Source organism: Erysipelothrix sp. HDW6C, assembly GCF_011299615.1.
Lineage (GTDB): Bacteria > Bacillota_I > Bacilli_A > Erysipelotrichales > Erysipelotrichaceae > Erysipelothrix.
In genome coordinates, this window is the sequence record NZ_CP049861.1 from 1,604,453 (window position 1) to 1,626,650 (window position 22,198).

Consider the following 22,198-nt stretch of genomic DNA (forward strand, 5'->3'; position numbering starts at 1 on the left):
AAAAACTTGTATCTGCATGAGATACAAGTCTATAATTTAATTTCTTATTTACGTTTTTTACGACGTGCTTTTTGTGCTGCTTCTGATTTCAGCTTACGACGTACGCCTGGTTTTACATAAAACTCTCTTTTACGGGCCTCAGCAAGGGTTCCATTACGAGATACTTGACGTTTAAATCTGCGTAATGCATCATCTAAACCTTCGTTCTCTTTAACAACTACTCTCGACATGACTAACCTCCCTTCTGATGCAAGCATGTTAATTATACCAAATCATTAATGGATTGCAATGATTGGTTAGGATTAAACACGATTGTAGCAAACTTACTAGGTATGAGTCTGCGTGAGCGTTTCCTTTTAACTGCCTCATTATTTTAACACATAATATAACAAAATGTAACCTGTTTTTTCATCTGATTTCACTTTTTTTAATAATATCAGTGTATTTGCAGTATATCACTAAAAAAAACTAATTTAAATGTAATAAAACAGTCCAATCATGTTAGTGATTGGACTGTTGCTTATAACTAAAGGGTCTCTCCCTTCCAACGTTTTAATGTTGGAAAAAGTGTTCTTGAATAAGCAATGGCTTCTTCTTTCGTTACGCCTGCCAAGGAAGCATATTCACCTGCTTGAGCAATTGCTTGTTCAAGTGTAATATCTTGAATGAAAGCTCCATCTTTAAGACAGTAGACACAATACTCCTCTGAAAGCTTACCATTCATATCTGTACCCTTATTAGCATCATCGTTTAAAGGCATACCACAACTTTGACACATATTCATGATTTTCTCCTTTTAGCTGTTTAAGCCGAATTACTATGTTCCAATTATAGCATTAACTCAGTAAATGTCACGGTTACGATGCACGAAATGAATCATGTTGATTCATATTCACGAAAGAATCAACCAATAGCTTACAATTAGATCACCCTTCATTAACTCGCTATGCAATAGAATTTATAAAGTATGAGAATTACACATAAAAAGCAACCAATTTTGGTTGCTTTTATGGTTAAAATGTTTAATTGTATTTCTAGTATTTGTCTTGTGACACTTGGCCTTCCATGATGGCAACACCTGATGAAGCACCAATGCGTGTTGCACCTGCTGCAACCATTGCATTAACATCATCAAGTGAACGAATTCCACCCGATGCTTTAACCTCAGCACGGTTACCTACAGTTTGTTTCATGATTGCGACATCTTCTGCACGTGCGCCGCCGGAACTGAATCCAGTTGAAGTTTTAACAAAATCTGCACCTGCATTAACGACAAGTTGTGAAACAGTAGCAATTTCTTCAGGTGTTAATAAACATGTTTCAATAATAACTTTGAGGATCTTGTCACCGACAATTGTCTTAAGTGCACGAATCTCATCTTCAACAAATTGCGTACGACCTTCCTTAAGTGCACCAACATTAATAACCATGTCAACTTCAGTAGCACCCAGTGCAAGCACTGTTTTTGTTTCAAATTCTTTGACAACAGTTGGTGTAGCACCCAATGGGAACCCTACAACTGTACATACTTCAACACCTGTACCTTTGAGCAATGATGCAGCAAGTTCAACATGTGTTGGATTAATACAGACACTCTTGAAATTATATTTGATGGCCTCTTCACAAAGCGCCTTAATTTGTGCTTGTGTTGCCTCAGGTTTTAATAATGTGTGATCAATGTAACGATTTAATTCCATACTATTTCCCTCCATAGTGTTTTTTCAACAACTCGGATGCTGCGACTTCATCGCCCATCCAAACTTCTTTACCAAATTCACGGTAGATAAATTTCTCTTCACCTTTACCGATTAAAACAACTGAATCATTGGGTTGTGCCATCAACAATGCCTTTTCAATTGCATCATAGCGGATGGGCACAAATTCATAATTCTCATTGGGCATTCCCGAAATAATATCACGGGTGATGTCAATCACTTCTTCATTACGATTGTCATGTTCCGTTAGGATGACATGATCCGCCATTGTGGAACTGATAAATCCCATTTTTGGACGTTTGAGATGATCGCGTGCCCCAGCAGCTCCGAATACTGTAATAATTTTATTCCCAGCTGGAGTAACTTCGCGTACGAACTCATAAACATTCTTCATGCTATCGGGTGCATGACCAAAGTCTACAAACACTTTAAACGGTTGACCTTCGTCCACAACCGTCTGACGACCATCCACATGTTCAATATCCTCAAGTTCAGGGATAATGCGTTCAAGTGGGTAACCACGTTTGTGCAGGATTGCGATGGCTCCCAGAACGTTGTAGACGTTGAAGATTGCCAGCAAACTCGACTTAACCGGATAAGAAACACCCTCGTACACAAGTGTGAATTCAGTACCGTTCTCTTTGAGAACAATATCCTTCGCCATGTAATCGGCGTCATTTTCTATTCCAAACGTTGTCATATGCGGATAATTTTCTGCAATGAGTTTTTGACTGTAAGCATCATCAGTGTTGAATACTGTGAATGCTTCAGGTTTCATACTATCAAACAACATCTTCTTCGCTGCAAAATAGTTCTCCATTGTTTTATGATAATCCAAATGATCGTGCGTTAAATTTGTAAAGGATGCATTGTCGAAATCTATCGATTCCACACGACGCATCGCAAGTCCTTGACTTGAAACCTCAAGACAAACCTCACTGACACCTTCGTCGACCATATCACGGAGATAGGATGACAATTCAACAATATCAGGTGTTGTTAAACTTGGCGCAAACTTATGATCATTAAATTCTACGGAAATGGTACCAATGTATCCAACGTTTACACCAAAGCGCCGGAGCACATTGCGTACTGTCAACATGGTTGTGCTTTTTCCATTTGTACCGGTAATTGCATACAGATACAACTTCTTGGATGGATTGTCATAAAAAATTGCAGTGATACGATGCAGTTCCGTCATTACGTCTTCAACTTGGATGTACTCAACACCCGCTTGACGTTCAATGGGGCGTGAATGAACTATGGCCACACACCCATTTGCGACAGCTTGTTGGGCAAAGTCATGCCCATCGACAGTTAATCCATCAAGACAGAAGAACATGCCATTTTGAACTTTGTCACGAGAATCTAACACGAGCGCATTAATTTCCAGTGTCGATTCCGTATCTATGAAGCGTTTAATATCCATACTATTTCCCTCTTTTATTTGCTTTCGTCCGTTGCTTTTGAATCTTCTTGACGCAACGTGGGTTCAGATACTCCGCTGCGATTAAAAGATCAATGAATGCAGTCTCATCATTTAAAAGTGCTGTGCTCAATGTCATCACTTTTTCTTTATCAAGCTGCTTTCCTTGTTCAAACGGATAAGTATCACAGATGCCATCACGAATGCGATAGAAGGTCGCCAATTGGTTATCATACAATACCAATGCATGCTCATCCCCAACTGTATAACGCGCAGATGCCATATTCGCGATAAAGGGTTTTAATCCATAAATATCAATTGGAATCAATTTATCCTTAAACTCTTGATACAATTTGAAGTATTGAGGCAATTCAAGAATTGCTGTCTCTCGATCATACAAACTATTGAGTAACTTTCCAAAAAATGGGATGTATATATTTTGATCATCATCCACAAATTTATGTAATTTTGCTTTAGTTGGCGCAAAGTCACATTTAATAATGAAGTTGCGTTCTTGAAAAACAAGATTGTCCCACATATCAATGTTCGCATTTCGAATGCGCTCAAATTCTTTTTCAAATGTATCTTTGGTTTTAAGGCCATTTGCAAAAACAGACATTTTCAAGCAATCAAAGTCATCTTTTAAGTTATATTTTAAATCATAAATCTTGTTAAGGTCGCGATAAGTGTTCATCACCTCACGACTCAATTGTTGTTTATGGTATTTCTTTAAGATTTTCATTTAATCACCTCACATACTGACAGCATATTGCAAATGTAGATACTGGCTGTCTCTGCACGCAATACATGATTACCCAAACTTACTTCTTTAAAACCCATGCGAACAAACGCATCACGTTCATGTTCTGAGAACCCGCCTTCGGGCCCTACAATTGCACTGACTGTTTCAATGTCATGATGAATAACATCCACAAGATGCGGTCTATCACCAATATCAGCGAAAACATTCAGCTGCGAGAGATGTTCCGGTACGTCCTTAAGCACAATGGGGCCCGATACAGGGACTGCAAATTGGCGGTATGATTGCTCGCACGCTTCTTTTGCGATGAGATTCAGGCGTTCTAACTTGCGCTCACCTCGCTTCCCAAAGTCTCGGACTACACCATGCTCAGCACTGTAAAGCACAATCTCGTCAACACCACATTCGCATGCTTTTTGAATCATCCATTCCAAGCGCTCGGAACGAATCATCGATGCAATGACTCTAAGTTTACGTTTTTTCTCTACCCACTCAAGTGGAGCAACAACCTCAAGTTCATCAAGGTCATCATCCACAAATCTTGCTAGAATCCCTTCACCTTGTCCATTGACGAGGCGAATTTCGTCTCCTTTACGCATACGCAGTACTTTTCGGCACTGATTGCGTTGCTCACCACTTAACCACGGCGCAGATAGCGAATCTACAAAGAATTGTTGCACTAAATCTCACCCTTTGCAGTAAGCAGTAATTTCTTGACTTCGAATGGCTTGAGCTCTCGATATTGACCGATTCGCAAATCGCTAATATCTAAAGGGCCAATTCCAAAACGATGTAATTTGAGTACGGGTAACTTAAAGTGAGCAAACATCTTACGAATTTGGCGGTTTTTACCTTCATGTAAAGTGACGGTAAATTGACTGCGATTTTTCTTTTCATCATATTTTACATGCTCAAATTCAATACCTTGGTATACGACATCTTCAATGGTAACACCAGAGACAAGTTGTTCCGATACTGCACGTGTGAGGCGCCCTTCAACGCTTACACGGTATTTTTTTGACATGTCATAACGAGGATGGGTCATGTAGTTTGCGAAATTACCATCATTTGTTAGAATCAGCGCGCCGGTTGTTTCACGATCAAGACGGCCTACCGGAAACACTCGCATGTCATTGGGAACAAGATTGGTAACGGTCTCTCGGTCCTTATCGTCACTGGAACTTGAGACAACACCACGTGGTTTATTCAAAATATAATAAACATGACGTGACTCAGTGGCTATGAGTTTTCCATCAACATGGACTTCATCACCAGGTTCTATCTGAACACCCATTTCTTTAACGATGACACCGTTAACTTTGACTTTGCCTTTGGCGATTAATTCCTCCGCTTTACGACGTGAAGCCACCCCGGCTTGGGCTATATATTTTTGTAATCTAATTGTTTGATTTGAAGAGTTCATGTGTTTCATCCAACATTTCTAGTTTAATTTCTGGTAATTCATTGAGCGTTGTCAATTTGAAGACATCCATAAACGATGGCGTGACTTCGTACAGAATGGGACGGCCTGGTGTATCCGCACGGCCCGATTCATGAATTAAATCAAGTGCTTCCAAGCGACGACACATCATATCTGAATTAACGCCGCGAATTTCTTCGATTTCAATACGTGTAATCGGTTGCTTGTATGCAATGATTGCGAGTGTTTCAAGTGCAGCTTGAGATAGTTGGCGATTCTTATTAAATTCCAACATATCAGCAATGACTTCGTGAAGATTCGACTTGGTTATCAGTTTTACCATACCGCCAAACTCTACAAGTTCGAGTCCACGATCGTCATTTTCAAGAATTTCTTTATAATTGATGATTAAATCTACGACCGCCTCTTCATCGATATTGAGGGCAAGACGTAATTGTTCATGGTCGACACCTTCGTCACCAAACGCGAACAAAATGCCTTCTAATATTGCGTGATTTGTCATTATTCAAATGCCCCCTTTAAAAATACATCATCCCCTTGATAACTTACTTTCAACTCACCCATGCGTAACATATCCAAAACAGCGAGAAAGTTAACAAGCAGATACTGCAATGAACGCGATTCGCTGAGAAGTTTATCCAGCGTATAAATGGTATTATTACGGAATTTTATGCGCAATTCACCAATAACATCATCGACTGAAAGTTCAACACGTTCAATCGAGACATCTTGTGGATTTGCAATCCTGAAACGTTCCATTACTTTCGCCATTGCGCTCATTAAATCATACGGTGTTTGCTCATATGTAATGGTTTCTTTAAGTTCACGCTTTATTTGTTTAAACAAGCCGGCAGAAAGCGGTCTTGAGAATTGTTTTGAGCGTTCTTCATAACGTGTTGCTAATTCAATGCTTACCTCTTTATAACGTTGGTACTCGATGAGTCGGCGCACCAAATCGTTTTCAGGGTCTTCGACATTCTCCGCATCCAATTCACTTTTATCACGGGGCAACAGTCGTTTGCTCTTGTATTCAATCAATCCTGCGAGCTCACTTAAGTACTCACTCGCGACTTCAAGTTTTTGATCACGAACTCCATCGAGAAACGCAATATATTGATCGGCCAGTTCGACAATGTTTAAGTCAAAAAGATCAAGTTTTTTATCCTTGATCAAATAGAGCATTAAATCTAGTGGTCCATTAAATTGTTCAATCGATATTTCAAAGTTCATGTTGTTTCACCTGTCTAAGATTATAGCACGTCTGCAATTAATTGTGGTTTCTCAATTGCGTCATTGTCAATGACAAAACATGCAACTGCATCTGTAATATGTTGTTCATTAATAGGCGTATCACTGTAAAGTGTCGCCAACTTGTCGCCAACATTGATTTCATTACCAACATCTTGGTTTAAGATAATGCCTGCTTTATAGTCAATAATATCGTCTTTTGTTTCACGTCCCGCTCCCAAACGGGTTGAGACCATTCCAAGTTCCAATGCTTTAAGATCATGTAGATGACCGGCTTTTTGAGCAATAACATCAGCATGATATGTCGCTTTTGTAAATGCGTCAAGGTCATCAAACACTGAGATGTCACCACCTTGTGCTGCAATCCATGTTAAGAAAACATCGTAGGCTTTCTCACTGCGTAATGTTTCCAATGCAAGGTCGTAGCCTGCTTCGGATGAATCGACAAATCCTGCTTGAAACAACATGTATCCAGCAGCAACTAAGCATAATTCTTCAAGGTCTTTTGGACCTTCATTTTTGAGTGTTAGTATTGCTTCTTCAACTTCTAAAGCATTTCCAATCGCATTTCCTAAAGGTTGATTCATATTCGTAAGCATTGCGTTCACTTCACGACCAAGATTCTTTCCAATGGCAATCATTGTTTGTGCGAGTTCACGCGCATCTTCAACGGTTTTCATGAACGCACCTTCACCATATTTTACATCCAGTAAAATACAGTCAGCACCACCTGCTAATTTTTTAGACATGATTGATGATGCAATAAGCGGCAATGCATTCACAGTTCCAGTGACATCACGCAAGGAATAAAGAACTTTATCAGCATAAACAAGGTTGCCTGTTTGGCCAACGACCGCAACATTAATATCGTTAACCTGTTTGATAAACGCATCACTTGACAACTCAATATTATACCCAGGAATTGATTCCAATTTATCCAAAGTTCCTCCGGTATGACCCAATCCGCGACCACTCATCTTGGCGACTTTAGCACCTGCGGCAGCAACAAGTGGGCTAAGAATGATGGTTGTTTTATCACCAACACCCCCTGTTGAATGTTTATCTACTTTTTTACCTGCAATGGCTGATAAGTCAATAATATCACCACTGTGTAACATGGCTTCGGTTAGAAATGTCGTCTCCTCAGTTGTCATTCCCTTAAGCACAATTGCCATCAACAAGGCACTCGTTTGATAGTCTGGAATTGAATCGTTGCTTACGCCCTCAATCCAAAATTTGATCTCTGCATCACTAAGCGCAAGACCATCACGTTTTTTTTCAATTATCTCTACCATTCTCATAAATTATTACTCCCTCTCATAAATCATTAGTTTGAATGATTCTCTTTCCTCTTCTGCAATCAGTTTAAATTCATTGGAATCAATACGTGGGAAAAAAGTATCGCCAACAGTATCGTCATCAATAACGGATAACACAATACGCTTTGCGTATGGCAAACTCTGTGCATAAATTTCCCCACCACCAGCGACATAGATGACTTCATCACTCGCTGCATGTGCTTCAAGAAACGCTTTTAAGTCCGTAACCGCATTGGGAATATCTGCATTGCGAGTCACCACGTAGATATCGCGCTTATCCAGTTTTTTAGGCAATCCCATAACTGTTTTGCGACCCATCAATAATTTGTGATTTAGCGTTGTTGCGCGGAAATGTTTGAGGTCCTCAGGATTATGCCAGGGCATACTCCCTTCAAGACCGATTGTGCCGTGTTTGTTGGCCGCTGCAATCAAGACTAACATCAAACACTGACCTTCGCCTTGATAAGCGGATGAGGATCATACCCCTTTAACTCGAAGTCTTCATATTTGAAGTCTTCAATGGAATCATGTTTCCCATGAATTACAAGTTCCGGTAAAGCACGGGGTTCACGTTCTAATTGCGTTGCCACTGCATCAAAGTGATCTTGGTAGATATGAAGATCGCCAAATGTATGGACAAATTCCCCAACCTCCAAATCACAGACATGTGCAATCATATGAACCATAAGCGCATACGATGCAATGTTAAATGGGACACCCAAGAAAATATCCGCACTGCGTTGGTACAACTGTAAGGACAGTTTGTTTCCAGATACATAGAATTGTAAAAAGGCATGACATGGTGGTAACGCCATATCTTCAAGTTCGGCAGGATTCCAAGCATTGAGAATAATCCGTCGTGAAGTTGGATTATTTTTGATTTGATCTATGACCGTTGCCAATTGATCAACACCATTGAAATCACGCCATTGCTTTCCATAAACAGGACCCAAGTCGCCATGCTTTTTCGCAAACGCATCATCAGACTTGATCAATTCCACAAAATCTGCCAATGTTTCACCTTGGTAGTCCTCACTCTTTGTGAATTTTTGATATGGCCATTCGTTCCAAATCCTAACATTATTATTTACCAACCATTGAATGTTGGTATCGCCGCTAATAAACCACAGCAACTCTTTTGCAACAGATGCAAAGTGGACTTTCTTCGTAGTAAGCAATGGAAAACCTTGACTTAAGTCATGACGCATCTGATAACCAAAAACACCTTTTGTTCCGGTTCCAGTACGATCATCACGCAAGTCGCCATTCTCCAATACATAACGCATCATATCTAAATAGTTTTTCATTTTATCACCTACTCATTATTATACAAAAAAACAGGCTCAAATGATACTACTTAAGGTGTAAGAACTCAATATGTTCTGCAACTACAATGACTTCATCATCAATTCGTTCAAGTCGTCCCTTTACAGAAATTAAATCATCAACTTTGGCAGTTTTCATTATGGTTGCACTGGCACCACGCCACAATTGCACAGGATAGCGTGTTTCTTGAAAAACACCTGTAGCATCTCTGAAATTTGCGATGACCTCTACCTCAAATCGAGAATACGCTTTAGCACTGGCTTCTTTCGTCGTTTGGGGAAGGTTGGCAATATAGCCGACAAGTTGAACAACATTCATAAAATCACTCCTCTATAGTGGCATTATATCGGAATTTAAACAAATTTCAACGCACTAAAAAAGCAAGTATCAATGCGCTGAAACTTGCTTTTTTTAACCGTATTAGTCTTTTTTCTTCATTACCAAAAAACTTGAATTATCGGTATTTATTTTGTTCATAACCATTTTTATATCATCAAACTTCAGATTTTGAATCATTTCGAGATACTCAAAGTAGTTCATGCCATCAAAATGAGCACGGGCTATCGTAATGGCCAATTCGTCTGTTTTCGCAAGTGACATAATCATTTCACCGTAGTAGCGGTTTGCCAACTGTTGGAACTTCATTTCATCAACTTGCAAACTGTTCATGACTTCATCAATCACAAGGTGGAATCGTTCTGTTTGTTCTCCCTCATTAATAAAGGTAATCAAGACAAATTCATCGCGGACCTCCGTTCCAAAACTGAATCCATTGGACACAAGGTCTGTGTCCAACCAAGATTGGAAGTCTTCGTTTAGTTCAGAAAAGTTCATCTCAAGCAACATACTGATGAGGAAATCATCTTTTTGTTTGTTATCGCCCCAGTATGGAAGTTTGTAGGATAAGCTCATTTTCGGTGTTTCAACATTATCACTGATTTCGCGATAACGATCGACAACACTCATTTCTTCAGGATCAAAAACATCTTCAACAACATCCGTACTGTTCGTGTGTCCTTCAGTTTCAGCAACAATTAAATCATGGATTGATTGTGGGTCTTCGGGTGATACAACAACCAGAACCATGCGATGATCACTGTAGTTTAGTTCATAAGCACGTTTTAAGTCTTCAAGTGTTGTTGCGTTGACACTCTCCTCCGTACCCGCAATGTCGTAAATGTAGGGATAAGCATGAAATACTGAACGGTATGTTTCATTGAGTAAGCGCATGTGTGGCATTTGCTCGTACATTTTCACTTCCTCAACAATTATTCCTTTTTCTTTTTCTACACTCTCAGCCGTCACAGCAAAGCGACTGACAAAATTAATCAAAAGCTTCAAAGGTTCTGCGATTGGACCATTGTGTCCAAAATAATACATGGTTTGATCATACGATGTAAATGCGTTCCCATTGGCTCCCATATCTGAGAATTGCGACAACACATCGCGCGTTGGATCTTCAAAGAGTTTGTGCTCAAGAAAGTGTGCAACACCTGATTTGTGTTCAATTAAATCTCCATTTACATTTTGTTTTAGATTTAAAGCACCAAAGGGTGTTCCATAAACGGCGCTTGAGCGTTTAAAACCCGGACGATGGACAATATAAACTGTTAAATTACTTTTTGTATTGAACGTATAAACCGCTTCTTTAAATGCATTATCAATTTTCTTCATGATTTTCACCTCGATATGCAAAGACGTAAGGCTTGCTGATTGTTTGCAAGACTGCACGAACATCTGCCTCTGTTACATTTTTAATATTTTCTTGCATTTCTGCAACGGTTTCATCCGTTTGCAGCATAATATTGCGGAATGCTTGATCGGCAATCCGTTTCATGTGCTCGGTTGCACCTTCTAGACCCATAATCAAATACTGTTTGGCAGCATCGACATCTAAATCAGCAGTTGCCATATTTTGCAACTGTTCATCAATTAACGTTAATGTTTTTTCTAAATTTGCATCGTTAATGCCGGTTGCAATGTACATGATGCTGTCGAACATTTGACGGGATGCATAGATTGAATACGCAAGACTGTGTTTCTCACGGATGTTTTGGAATAATAGAGACGACGGCAGTTGACCCAAGCATGCAACAAACACCAAGTATGCTGCATACAATTCGTGAAATGGATCAATCGGTGTATCAAAAACGAGAACCAATTCAGTTTGATTGCCAGGATGAAACACTTCTTCATAACGGGGTGTTACTTTTGTATCCAACAGTGGTATTTCAGCCTCAGCGCAATGGCCCACATTGAATCGCTCAAAGCTCGGAACCTGTTTAATATCACCCACTAAAAATAACTGTTTGCCCGCTTCCTGAATGAGACGTTGATGAAATGCTTTGACCTCATCAAGTGTTACATCATTCACTGCATCCACTTCCCCCATTGAGTTCAAGGAGAAAACCTGGTGCGGCGCACTGCGTTTGAATGCTTCAAACTGTGCATAATGGGCACTGCTTTCTTTAATCCGCGCAAATTGCAGTTTTAAATTTGTTTTGGCTTCCTTAAGGGTGTCTTCGTTCAATAACGGATTGAAAAACATATCCGCAAGCAACTCCAGTTGTTTGGCTGTTAGATCCTCTTGAGTGTACTTGGAATTGATGGTTTTAACGGACAAATCAATGACTTGGTACCAACCATTGGTATACGTTTGACTGGATGTCTTGGTTCCATAAAGCATATCCAGGCGTTTCGTCATGGCATTCTTTGTTGTATGGGACTCAATTCGGTCATCCATCATTCGCATTAACAGATTGGCAACTGTATTTTGATGTGCTTCCAATTTGAAGTAAACTTTGAGATTCATCAACACTTCGTGAAATTTCGGCTCACGTAAAATATGAACGTCGAGATTGTTTGGTAATTTTATATGTTCATTCATGATACTTCCTCCTAAAAAATGATACAATAGTCCTATAATTGTACATCAATGACAGTTAAATAGAAAGACCGGTGATACCGATGATTCAACATTACGATGCAGTTTTTTTAACCGACTTGTATGAATTCTCAATGGCGTATACTTATTTCAAAGAAAATCGCCACGAAGATATTGTATATTTCGATATGTTTACCCGAAAAATCCCTAATAAAGGTGGTTATCTTATTTTCAATGGTTTAGCAAAACTCATTGAAGCCATCAACAATTTTAAATTTAACGAAGCACATATTGAGTACCTCCGTACGCAAGGATTTGATGATCAAGAATTTCTTGATTACCTTCTCAACATGGATCTCAAACTCGATATTTGGGCGGTCGAAGATGGCACCGTCGTTTTCCAAAACGAACCGCTTGTTACTGTTCGTGGAAAAGTAATTGAGGCCCAACTCATTGAAACAATCTTGTTACTTTCAATCAACTATTCAACATTGGTCACAACAAAGGCAAGCCGTATCGCCAATGCAGCCCGTGGGCGTGCTGTGCTTGAATTTGGCGCGCGACGCGCACATGGTTATGACTCCTCACTGGATGGTGCACGTGCAGCAATTATTGCGGGATGTGTTGGAACATCACACACACTTGCCGGTCAAAAATATGGCGCCCATGTTTCTGGTACCATGGCACACTCCTTTATACAGTCATACGACACTGAATTGGAAGCATTCATGACTTATGCACGTATCAACCCTGATAATGCTATCTTCCTTGTCGATACATACGATACTTTGAAATCAGGAATTCCCAACGCAATTAAAGTTGCCAAAGAATACCTAATTCCAAACGGTGCACGCCTGAAGGCCATTCGTCTTGATTCTGGTGACCTTGCCTACCTGTCCAAAGAAGCACGCAAACTCTTGGATGCAGCAGGATTGCAAGACTGCCAAATCATGGCATCCAATTCACTTGATGAATACATCATCGACGACCTTATTTACCAAGGCGCAATGATTGACCAGTTTGGTGTTGGTGAAAACCTCATCACTTCAAAATCAGAACCCGTTTTGGGAGGTGTTTATAAGTTTGTTGCCCAAGAACGTGATGGACAATTGATTCCAAAGATTAAGGTTAGTGAAAACATTGAAAAGATAACCAATCCAAGCTTCAAACGTCTTTACCGTTTTTATGACAATCGCACCAATAAGGCGCTTGCCGATTATATTGCGCTAGCGGATGAAGATATCCCAACAGATGAAATCACAATTTTCGATCCCTCGGCACCCTGGAAAAAGAAAACACTCACGAATTATCAAGTGAGAGAACTTCAAGTTCCAATTTTCGTCAAGGGTGAGAGCGTGTATAAGATTCCGACACTCGAAGAAATTACGATATATTCACAAAAAGAAATGGAAACAATGTGGGATGAAGTCAAGCGCCTCCATTACCCACATCAATATTACGTTGACCTTTCGCAAAAACTTTACGATTTAAAACTTCAATTACTCCACGATGTCAGTGGAAAATAACCAAAGCCTCGTTTCTCATTGAAACGAGGCTTTCTTTAATAATCGAGTAACCTTCCTTTATCATGCCAATCACCGTAACACTCATTCCTGCGCGTCTTTTCAATAAACTTTTCTAACCTTCGCACAAAGAGTGCATCATCGCGCCGATAACTTTGAATATTATCAATACGGATACGCCGGTATAGTTCTGGGAATGCCATGAAATTTTGATAAACAACAGCATCCGCTTGGAGCGCCTGTAAAACATCCGCATCAATTTGAAATTCAATAGTGGGAACCACTGCTCGACCCCATTCTGTCATCTCACCCAATGTCTCAAGGCGCCGCACACGTTCTCGATTCAGTTCGGTCCACCGACTTTTCGATGTCCGTGGTGAGAGTCGCTGTGCCGTTTGTCCTTCGCCAATTGATTTCTTGGTACTATCAATCCAACCAAAGCATAAAGCAACTTCAACGATATCGACATACGTAAGCGTGTGTTCTGCACCGCGATCCATAACGACCCACACTTCGCGATGCAGATGGTGATTTTCCTGAAACCACGCATACAGTTGTGTTCGTGTTGGCGGTGTGATTGATGTTTTGATTTCCATAGTAATCTCCCTTTATTGCACTCATCATACCAAGAACAGTCCCGCAATCAAATGCTAATCTCATGTTTTGCAATTAGATCCTTCTCAATAAATGCAATGCGATCATGTGTTCGTGGTTTGAATCGTGACAAAATAACAACCAACACGTTACGGTTTCGATCAACATAAAGAACATTGCCACCATCCCCCATTGCCATTTGCACACCTGACTCCTGTAACCACCACAAATAGCCATATTTGAAGTCTTGCCACTGGTTGTGTGGACGGGCCATTAAATCAAGCCAGTAATTACTGATGATAGTCGGATTCCCATTTAATACAAGTCGTCCAATCTTAAGAAAATCTTGGGTTGATAGCGACAAACCCCAACCACCAGTCAAAACACCTTGGGGATCACAAACCCATCCACGATGATTGATTCCATAGATGAATGCCATGTAATCTTCTCGACTCCGAATTGCAATCGGTTTAACGGCATAAATACCGAGCGGTGCAAACAAATGGTCATTTGCAAATTGAAGTGCACCATTGGGAGTTACTCGATCTAAAATCCCACTTAAAATGTGGGTACCGAGCGTCGCATAGTGAAAGCTTCCGATTTCTTGCTTTCCTCCCAAAAAATCCAACATAGAGAGCGTCCAATCATCGCTTGATAAGACACGCGTATAGGGTTCACCCTTTCCCTTATAAGGTGCACGCATCGACAGCAAGTCACGAATCTTAATTTTGGACAATAACTTCTCACCACGCTTTACATGATAATCTGGAAAGAAATCAATAACAGGCTTGTCAATCGATTCCAGATACCCACAGTCTAAAGCAATTCCAATCAGCAGTGCGAGCACGCTTTTTGTCATCGATGCGCAGTGAACAGAGGTTTCATCTGTGAAGCCATCGACATAGTGAGTTTCAACACCCTTCCCACCGACTTCCATCACAACACTTAAAATATTGTCTTCCATACAATCACCTCACCCCTAGAATACGACCCTTTAAAAATGAAAACAAGTTATAAAATCATCTTAAAAGTCAAGATACGAAAACAAAAAATCGCCCCTTTTGGGACGACTCTTTGTGAATTATTTTAGCGTTTTCCTTTATCAAAGGGTTCGCCTAAGGCTTTCGGTGCTTCTGACTTCTTAGAAGAGAATACCAAAACCAGCAGTGTTGCTACATAAGGAACTATTTGATACACAATTTGTGGAATATTGAGTTTAAACAAGAATGGAATTCCTGTATAAGCCGCAGATATCGTCTTCAACAAACCAAAGAAGAGTGCAGCTAATACGATGAACTTGGGTTTCCATTGTCCGAAAATAAGGACTGCAATGGCCAAGAATCCGTATCCTGCAACATCGCCGTTAAAGTTAACCGTTACTGGAAGAATGTAAATAAGTCCTCCCAACCCTGCCAACGCTCCTGAAATGAGAACACCAGCGTAACGAATTTTACGAACACTGATTCCGGCAGCATCGGTAGCTTGAGGGTTTTCTCCTGCCGAGCGAAGTCGCAAGCCAAATCGTGTTTTAAACAAGACAAAGTGTGCAACAATAAGTAATGCAAATCCAAGGAATGTTGTCATGTATGTTTTTTGGAAAAACATGGGTCCAATAAATGGAATGTCTCCAAGAAACGGTACCGACTCAATTCGGAAGGGATTTTGGAAATTAATTTGCTGAATTCCAACAATCGAACGTGCAGTAAAGATTGCAAAAGCGGGTGCAAAAAGGTTTAGTGCTGTTCCAGAAATTGTTTGATCTGCTGACATATGAATGGAAGCAAATGCATGGAATGCCGAGAAAATCATACCCGATACCATGGCAATAAGTAATGCAACGATAAGCAGTGGATAGCCAGTCAACCCATTGTTGGCTTGCATCGTGTGAATGAACAGTGTTCCAGAGAATGCTCCCACGATCATGATCCCTTCGAGGGCGATATTGACAACACCACCACGCTCTGAGAACATTCCCGCGAGTGCAACAACAAGCAGTGGTACTGAGAAGAGCATCATTTGTTGGACTAAAAAGTTAAACTCATTCATGGTCTTCACCTACCTTCTTGAGAGATCGTTTCTTAAGTTTGGCAAGAATCGATGCAAAGAGTGCTGATAGCGCAGATACATAAAGAATAATACCAATCATCATTCCAATGATTTCTGGCACGAAACCAATTGTTTGCATTGATTGACCGCCCAGCTTCATGTAAGCAATGAAGAACGATGAACCAATGACACCCAAGGGATTATTCATACCCAGTAAAGCCACAGCAATCCCATCAAAGCCTTCAGTCGCAAGTTTTGTTACAACTTCAATCCCTTTTCCTGTTCCTGCCAAGTAGGCAAGACCACCACCAAGACCAGCAAGTGCTCCGGCAATAATCATTGAGAGTACAATACTGCGCTTTTGATTGATTCCAGCATATTCCGCTGCATCGCGATTCAAGCCAACGGCCTTCAATTCAAAACCAAATGTTGTGCGATCAAGTACAAAGTAAATGATGACAGCACAGATTAGTGCAATGATTATACCAGCATCTGCAAACGAACCTGGAAATAGTAAATCCATTCCCATCTTAGGTAAGTGAGAAGATACGGGTAGTGTTTCATTTTTAAGATTATTGTAGATATCTAAGGACTTAATAAAGTACATGACAACATACATTCCAATATAGTTCATCATGATTGATGTAATAACTTCATTGACGTTACGCCATGCTTTTAAGAAACCAACAAGCGATGCCCACAACGCACCGGCAATCATCGCTGCAAGTAGCGATACAATCCAGAGAAATTGTGGTGGTATGAATGTCCATTTCACGCCAATATATATTGCCGCAAAAGCGCCAACCATAAATTGGCCAGAAGCACCAATATTGAAAAGACCGGTACGGAATGCGAAAGCAACAGAGAGACCTGTCATCATAATTGGTGTTGCATAATAGAGCATGTTCCCTAGCCCACGCTGAGCTCCAAAGTTGAAGGGACCCTTGAGCATCCTCATCAGACCTTCAAATGCATTTGAAGGGTTGGTGAAAAACAGAATAATCACAGCAATCAACATCCCAATTCCAATTGAAATTAGCGATGGCAATACAGGACGAATCCATTTCGATAGTTGTTTATTTTTCATAAGTTACCTCGGTGCGTTTTACGCCAGACATGTAAAGTCCTAAATCTTGTTCGGTAACGTTACGAGGATCCAATTCCCCAACAATTTCACCTTTATAGATAACGATCACGCGATCTGACAATCCCAAGACTTCATTGAGTTCGAGTGATACCATTAAAATGGCCTTCCCTTTGTCACGCTCTTCAAGAATTTGTCGATGTATGTATTCAATGGCTCCGACATCCAGGCCACGTGTTGGTTGAACAGCAATCAGCGTGTCGTGCAGACGGTTCATTTCGCGGGCAACAATTGCTTTTTGTTGGTTCCCACCAGACATGCTGCGAACTTTTGTATCCGCGCCTTGTCCACTGCGCACATCAAATTTCTCAATGAGCGTTTCTGCATATTTACGGCGTGCATCAAACTTAATGAACCCATGCGATTGCAATCCTGCATCACGATAGCCCTTGAGTGCCATATTCTCCGCAAGCGTATAATCAAGAACCAGGCCATGCTTTTGACGGTCTTCGGGAATGTGTGATAAACCTGATTTATTCCGTTCATAAATACTGGCAGAACTGATATTCTTGCTTTTTAATGAGATTGTACCTGTGTAATCCATGCGTAACCCTGTTATCGCATGGATCAGTTCCGTTTGACCGTTCCCCTCAATTCCTGCAATTCCGAGAATCTCGCCTTCACGAACATCAAAATTAATATTCGACAATGCAGTCCCGTAATTCAGTTTTGGTAAATTTAAGTCACGAACTTTAAGTATAACTTCGCCTTTTTCATTTTCTGGAATATCAAAATCTAAATCGACTTTGCGTCCAACCATGAGTTCAGACATCGCCTCAACCGATGTATCTTTAACATCAACTGTAGCAATTGACTTCCCTTTGCGAAGCACCGTGACGCGGTCAGCAACATGTTTAATTTCATTCAACTTATGGGTAATAAATATAATCGACTTTCCCTCATTGACAAGCTGTTTCATAATTAACATGAGTTCATCAATTTCTTGTGGGGTTAAAACTGCAGTCGGTTCATCAAAGATTAGAATATCGTTATTACGATAAAGCATTTTAATGATTTCGACACGTTGTTGCATCCCAACTGAAATATCGCGAATTCTTGCATCAGGGTTGATGTTAAATTGATAACGTTCGGAAAGTTCAATGACACGTTTACGTGCTTTGTGTAAACTTAATACTCCCTTTTCTAAGGGTTCAATTCCTAAAACAATGTTTTCCAAGACAGTAAATGTATCAACCAGTTTAAAGTGTTGATGAACCATACCAATACCAAGATGCATAGCATCGTTAGGATTTGTTATTGTTGATTTTTGACCATTTACCTTGATTTCGCCTTCCTCAGCAGTGTACAAGCCGAAGAGTACGGACATCAATGTCGATTTGCCCGCCCCATTTTCGCCAAGTAATGCGAGAATCTCACCTTCACGAAGGGAAATCGATACGTCATCATTGGCGACGATTCCGGGAAAACGCTTCGTAATGTGATTCATTTCTATGACATGTTTCATAGTGGTCTCCTAAAGTACTCGTTATGAAATAGATTCAAAGAAAAGAGCAGTCACAAATGTTCTTCAGTGACAGCTCTTTCTCATCGATCAATATATTTAAATTACTTAATTTCAGTGATCTTTGTATTTGTCACTTCCATTGCAGTTACATCCGCAACGGTTTCCAAGTTAGGAATTGATGACGTCATACCATCTGCATCAGCTTTAAGCTTTGTGACGATTGCTTCATAGTCAGCTTGCGTAAAGTTTTTGAAACGTGAGAAATCATCTGAAAGTTGAACCATGTCTTCGTTAATGGATAATAATTGCATCTTTCCACCTGGGAAGTCGCCATCATCAGCAGCCTTAACTGCTTCATAAACAGATCGTTTCAGATTCTTCATTGAAGACGTAATAACAGTTGGTGATTCATCTTTTTGATCAACGTCAACACCAATAACCCATTTACCTTCACTCTTAGCAGCAGAAGCCATTACAGAGTTACCGGCACCACCAGCAGCAGCGAAGATGACTTCGATACCATCGTTGTACCATGCTCCAGCTTGTGTTTCCCATTGTGGGTTAGCTGAGAAGTCATTTAAGTATGTATAACGCATTTCAATTTGAACACCAAGTTCTTTTGCTGCAAAGTCGGCTCCCTTTACATAGCCATAACCGAAGTTAACAACAGCAGGAACTTGCATTCCTCCCATGAAACCAAGTTTTGTGAATCCTTCTTTTACAGCTGCATAACCAGCTAAGAATCCAGCTTGCTCTTCATGGTATTTAATACCAACAGTATTATCCTTGAAATCAGCAGGTTGGTTATCACCTTCTGCGCGCGGTTCACCGTCAACTAAGACAAATTTAACATCAGGGTGTAAAGCCTGTGCTTGGTGAACAGCATTTTCAAACAAGAATCCTGGAGTAACAACAACCTTAGCACCAGCATTAATTGCAGTTTCAATTTCTGTAAAATATGCTTGTGTTGATTTTTCGGCTGGTTGTAAATAAACAGGTTTGACGCCAATTTCATCAGCGTATTGTTTCATACCTTCCCATGAACCTTGGTTGAATGAACGGTCATCAATCGTTCCAACATCAGTAATTAGGTAAAGGCTGTTTTCTCCAAACTTGCCATCACCACCAGCGGGTTTCTCTTCAGCAGGCTTGTTTGAACAAGCTACTAAAGTCATTGCTAAAAAGAGTAAAACTAAACTTTTTCCAAGTTTCTTCATATTTCTCCTCCACATCTTCTCTTTCTAAACACAGTTTAACGAAATTGAATGTGAAAATCAATTGATATTCATCAAAAAATAACCTTTTCGTTACATTGCGTTCATAAAACAGACAATGTGAATTTACTCTCATGATTTCATGGTTATTGTGTTAGTATTTGTATCACTTTCATTAAAAAGAGATGATCAATTTTTGATCATCTCTTTCGCAACTAAATTCAGTTCTCGAGAGGTTTTACGCCTCTTTTTGAATTTCGTGAATTGTCTTATCCGCAATTTCTTTCTTAATTAATGCAATAAACGCATCCAGTTCGAATGGATTTTGTGCACGCTCTCCAAAACGGCGCACATTCACGGAACGGTTTTCAATTTCTTTATCACCAATGATAACTTGCATTGGCACTTTATTCATTTGCGCTTCACGTAAGCGATAGCCCAGTTTTTCATTACGGCCATCGACAGTAACACGAATGCCTTCACGTTCAAGTAATTCTTTGACCTCGTTTGCATACTCCATATGGAATTCGGTATTGACCGGAATAATTTCAACTTGCTTTGGTGCCATCCATACTGGGAAAGCGCCAGCAAAGTGTTCGATCAATATTCCAATAAAGCGTTCAACCGAACCATACATTGCACGGTGTAACATGATTGGACGTTTCTTTTGTCCTTCTGCGTCAACATAATGAATATCAAATCGTTCGGGTAAGTTCATATCAAGTTGTACGGTACCACATTGCCAGATTCTGTTTAAGGAGTCGCGAATCTTGAAGTCCAGCTTTGGTCCATAAAATGCACCATCACCTTCATTAATTTTATAGTCACGACCGGCGGCTGCCATGGCGTTTTTTAGTGCCAGTTCGGAACGATCCCAAACTTCAATGTCGCCAATGTATTTGTCTTCAGGACGTGTCGATAACTCGATTGTATATGTCAGACCAAAGACTGAATAGATTTCTTCCATGAAATCAATGATTTCAATAATTTCATCTTGAAGCTGTTCTTCAGTGAGGAAGATGTGTGCATCATCTTGGGTGAAGGCACGAACACGGAATAAACCATTCAATGCACCACTCGCTTCGTGGCGGTGAACATGACCCATTTCAGCAAGACGAATTGGTAAATCACGGTATGAATGCAAATCATTCTTGTAGACAAGTATGCCACCTGGACAGTTCATTGGTTTGATTGCGAAATCGCGATCATCAACTTTTGAAGTATACATGTTGTCGTTGTAGTTACCCCAGTGGCCTGAAATCTCCCACAATTCTTTGTTTAACATGGTTGGTGTTTCTGTAAATACATACCCACGACGCTCGTGGACATCAAAGTAGTAGCTATCCATTGCATGGCGTAACTTCATACCATTTGGTAACCAGAATGGGAATCCTGGACCGTATTCACTCATCATGAACAAGCCCAATTCGCGTCCCAACTTTTTATGATCTCTTTGTTTTGCCTCTTCCAACCAAACAAGATAATTGTCCAAGTCTTCTTGTGTTTCAAATGTGATTCCGTAAACACGTTGCAACATTTTATTGTTAGCATCGCCTTTCCAGTAAGCACCAGATACCTTCGTAAGTTTAAAGTATTTCATTTTCTTTGTCGTTTCAACATGGGGTCCACGGCAAAGATCAATGAATTCAGCTTGACGGTATGCTGAGATAACAGCATCTTCTTCAAGGTTGTTGATGATATCAATTTTGTAAGGATCGTCTTTAAACTCTTCCAATGCCTCTGCTTTTGAGAGTTCAACGCGGGTAATCCGTTTGTCCTCTTTCGCAATCTTGCGCATCATTGATTCAATTTTAGGAAGATCTTCTTCCGTTAGTTTTACATCACCCAAATCCATATCGTAATAGAAACCATCTTCAATTACGGGTCCAACCCAAAACTTTGCTTCTGGGTAAAGACGCTTTACTGCATGCGCAAGTAAATGCGCTGATGAGTGATTTAACACATTAAGTTGTGCATCCTCTTTAATATTTACCATATCTTCTGTTCCTCCTGTATAAAATAAAAAATCCACGTCTAACAATCCATCAAAGGACGTGTTATACGCGGTACCACCTTCGTTCACTAAAATATTT

General features: G+C 40.2%; 23 protein-coding genes. 1 reads left to right on the forward strand and 22 read right to left on the reverse strand.

What is annotated here, in order from left to right:
- Positions 1-44: 44 nt before the first annotated feature.
- From rpsU to G7062_RS07770, 15 genes are all read right to left on the reverse strand, one after another.
- Positions 45-230, reverse strand: coding sequence for a 30S ribosomal protein S21 (gene rpsU / locus G7062_RS07700; RefSeq protein WP_166065332.1), 186 nt, complete (start codon positions 228-230; stop codon positions 45-47).
- A 296-nt stretch (positions 231-526) separates the two neighbouring features.
- On the reverse strand, positions 527-778 hold the full coding sequence (locus G7062_RS07705) for a zinc ribbon domain-containing protein (protein ID WP_205700119.1): 252 nt from the start codon (positions 776-778) through the stop codon (positions 527-529).
- Between the two features lie 256 nt (positions 779-1,034).
- Positions 1,035-1,697 (reverse strand): deoxyribose-phosphate aldolase, encoded by a 663-nt coding sequence (deoC, locus tag G7062_RS07710; RefSeq protein ID WP_166065334.1) that lies wholly within the window; start codon positions 1,695-1,697, stop codon positions 1,035-1,037.
- 1 nt (position 1,698) lies between these two features.
- Positions 1,699-3,144 carry a UDP-N-acetylmuramoyl-L-alanyl-D-glutamate--2,6-diaminopimelate ligase gene (locus G7062_RS07715; protein ID WP_166065335.1) on the reverse strand — a complete coding sequence of 482 codons (1,446 nt, stop codon included), beginning with the start codon at positions 3,142-3,144 and terminating at the stop codon, positions 1,699-1,701.
- A gap of 1 nt (position 3,145) precedes the next feature.
- Entirely contained in the window at positions 3,146-3,883 is a 738-nt protein-coding gene (locus G7062_RS07720) for a hypothetical protein (RefSeq protein ID WP_166065336.1), read from the reverse strand.
- Positions 3,880-4,581: a 16S rRNA (uracil(1498)-N(3))-methyltransferase gene (locus tag G7062_RS07725; protein WP_166065337.1), complete on the reverse strand. Its 702-nt coding sequence runs from the start codon at positions 4,579-4,581 to the stop codon at positions 3,880-3,882. The genes G7062_RS07720 and G7062_RS07725 overlap by 4 nt, the downstream gene beginning before the upstream one ends.
- A complete protein-coding gene (locus G7062_RS07730; RefSeq protein ID WP_166065339.1) occupies positions 4,581-5,324 on the reverse strand; it encodes a pseudouridine synthase in 744 nt (247 codons plus the stop codon). Before G7062_RS07730 ends, G7062_RS07725 begins: the two co-directional genes overlap by 1 nt.
- The gene (scpB, locus tag G7062_RS07735; RefSeq protein WP_166065340.1) at positions 5,299-5,844 is read right to left on the reverse strand and encodes an SMC-Scp complex subunit ScpB; all 546 of its coding nucleotides are present in this window, start codon (positions 5,842-5,844) and stop codon (positions 5,299-5,301) included. The genes G7062_RS07730 and scpB overlap by 26 nt, the downstream gene beginning before the upstream one ends.
- Positions 5,844-6,572, reverse strand: coding sequence for a ScpA family protein (locus G7062_RS07740; protein ID WP_166065341.1), 729 nt, complete (start codon positions 6,570-6,572; stop codon positions 5,844-5,846). The genes scpB and G7062_RS07740 overlap by 1 nt, the downstream gene beginning before the upstream one ends.
- Before the next feature lie 20 nt (positions 6,573-6,592).
- Positions 6,593-7,891, reverse strand: coding sequence for a pyrimidine-nucleoside phosphorylase (locus G7062_RS07745; protein ID WP_166065342.1), 1,299 nt, complete (start codon positions 7,889-7,891; stop codon positions 6,593-6,595).
- 6 nt (positions 7,892-7,897) lie between these two features.
- A complete protein-coding gene (locus G7062_RS07750; RefSeq protein WP_166066097.1) occupies positions 7,898-8,350 on the reverse strand; it encodes a dihydrofolate reductase in 453 nt (150 codons plus the stop codon).
- On the reverse strand, positions 8,350-9,216 hold the full coding sequence (gene thyA, locus G7062_RS07755; RefSeq protein WP_166065343.1) for a thymidylate synthase: 867 nt from the start codon (positions 9,214-9,216) through the stop codon (positions 8,350-8,352). Before thyA ends, G7062_RS07750 begins: the two co-directional genes overlap by 1 nt.
- Positions 9,217-9,262: 46 nt before the next feature.
- A complete protein-coding gene (locus tag G7062_RS07760) occupies positions 9,263-9,553 on the reverse strand; it encodes a single-stranded DNA-binding protein (protein ID WP_166065344.1) in 291 nt (96 codons plus the stop codon).
- Positions 9,554-9,655: 102 nt separating this feature from the next.
- Positions 9,656-10,909, reverse strand: a complete 1,254-nt coding sequence (gene yfmH / locus G7062_RS07765; protein WP_240915937.1) for an EF-P 5-aminopentanol modification-associated protein YfmH — start codon at positions 10,907-10,909, stop codon at positions 9,656-9,658.
- Positions 10,896-12,122 carry a pitrilysin family protein gene (locus G7062_RS07770; RefSeq protein ID WP_166065345.1) on the reverse strand — a complete coding sequence of 409 codons (1,227 nt, stop codon included), beginning with the start codon at positions 12,120-12,122 and terminating at the stop codon, positions 10,896-10,898. Before G7062_RS07770 ends, yfmH begins: the two co-directional genes overlap by 14 nt.
- A gap of 80 nt (positions 12,123-12,202) precedes the next feature.
- Between G7062_RS07770 and G7062_RS07775 the strand changes: the two genes are divergently transcribed.
- The gene (locus tag G7062_RS07775) at positions 12,203-13,645 is read left to right on the forward strand and encodes a nicotinate phosphoribosyltransferase (protein WP_166065346.1); all 1,443 of its coding nucleotides are present in this window, start codon (positions 12,203-12,205) and stop codon (positions 13,643-13,645) included.
- A gap of 35 nt (positions 13,646-13,680) precedes the next feature.
- On the opposite strand, the gene G7062_RS07780 is transcribed toward G7062_RS07775, so the two are convergent.
- From G7062_RS07780 to thrS, 7 genes are all read right to left on the reverse strand, one after another.
- Positions 13,681-14,238, reverse strand: coding sequence for a YdeI family protein (locus G7062_RS07780; RefSeq protein ID WP_166065347.1), 558 nt, complete (start codon positions 14,236-14,238; stop codon positions 13,681-13,683).
- A 47-nt stretch (positions 14,239-14,285) separates the two neighbouring features.
- A complete protein-coding gene (locus tag G7062_RS07785; RefSeq protein WP_166065348.1) occupies positions 14,286-15,200 on the reverse strand; it encodes a serine hydrolase in 915 nt (304 codons plus the stop codon).
- Between the two features lie 122 nt (positions 15,201-15,322).
- Positions 15,323-16,282 (reverse strand): ABC transporter permease, encoded by a 960-nt coding sequence (locus G7062_RS07790; protein ID WP_166065349.1) that lies wholly within the window; start codon positions 16,280-16,282, stop codon positions 15,323-15,325.
- The gene (locus tag G7062_RS07795) at positions 16,275-17,369 is read right to left on the reverse strand and encodes an ABC transporter permease (RefSeq protein WP_166065350.1); all 1,095 of its coding nucleotides are present in this window, start codon (positions 17,367-17,369) and stop codon (positions 16,275-16,277) included. The genes G7062_RS07790 and G7062_RS07795 overlap by 8 nt, the downstream gene beginning before the upstream one ends.
- The gene (locus G7062_RS07800) at positions 17,359-18,891 is read right to left on the reverse strand and encodes an ABC transporter ATP-binding protein (RefSeq protein WP_166065351.1); all 1,533 of its coding nucleotides are present in this window, start codon (positions 18,889-18,891) and stop codon (positions 17,359-17,361) included. The genes G7062_RS07795 and G7062_RS07800 overlap by 11 nt, the downstream gene beginning before the upstream one ends.
- 101 nt (positions 18,892-18,992) lie before the next feature.
- Entirely contained in the window at positions 18,993-20,108 is a 1,116-nt protein-coding gene (locus tag G7062_RS07805) for a BMP family protein (protein ID WP_166065352.1), read from the reverse strand.
- Positions 20,109-20,343: 235 nt separating this feature from the next.
- A complete protein-coding gene (gene thrS / locus G7062_RS07810) occupies positions 20,344-22,101 on the reverse strand; it encodes a threonine--tRNA ligase (protein ID WP_166065353.1) in 1,758 nt (585 codons plus the stop codon).
- Positions 22,102-22,198: the final 97 nt, after the last annotated feature.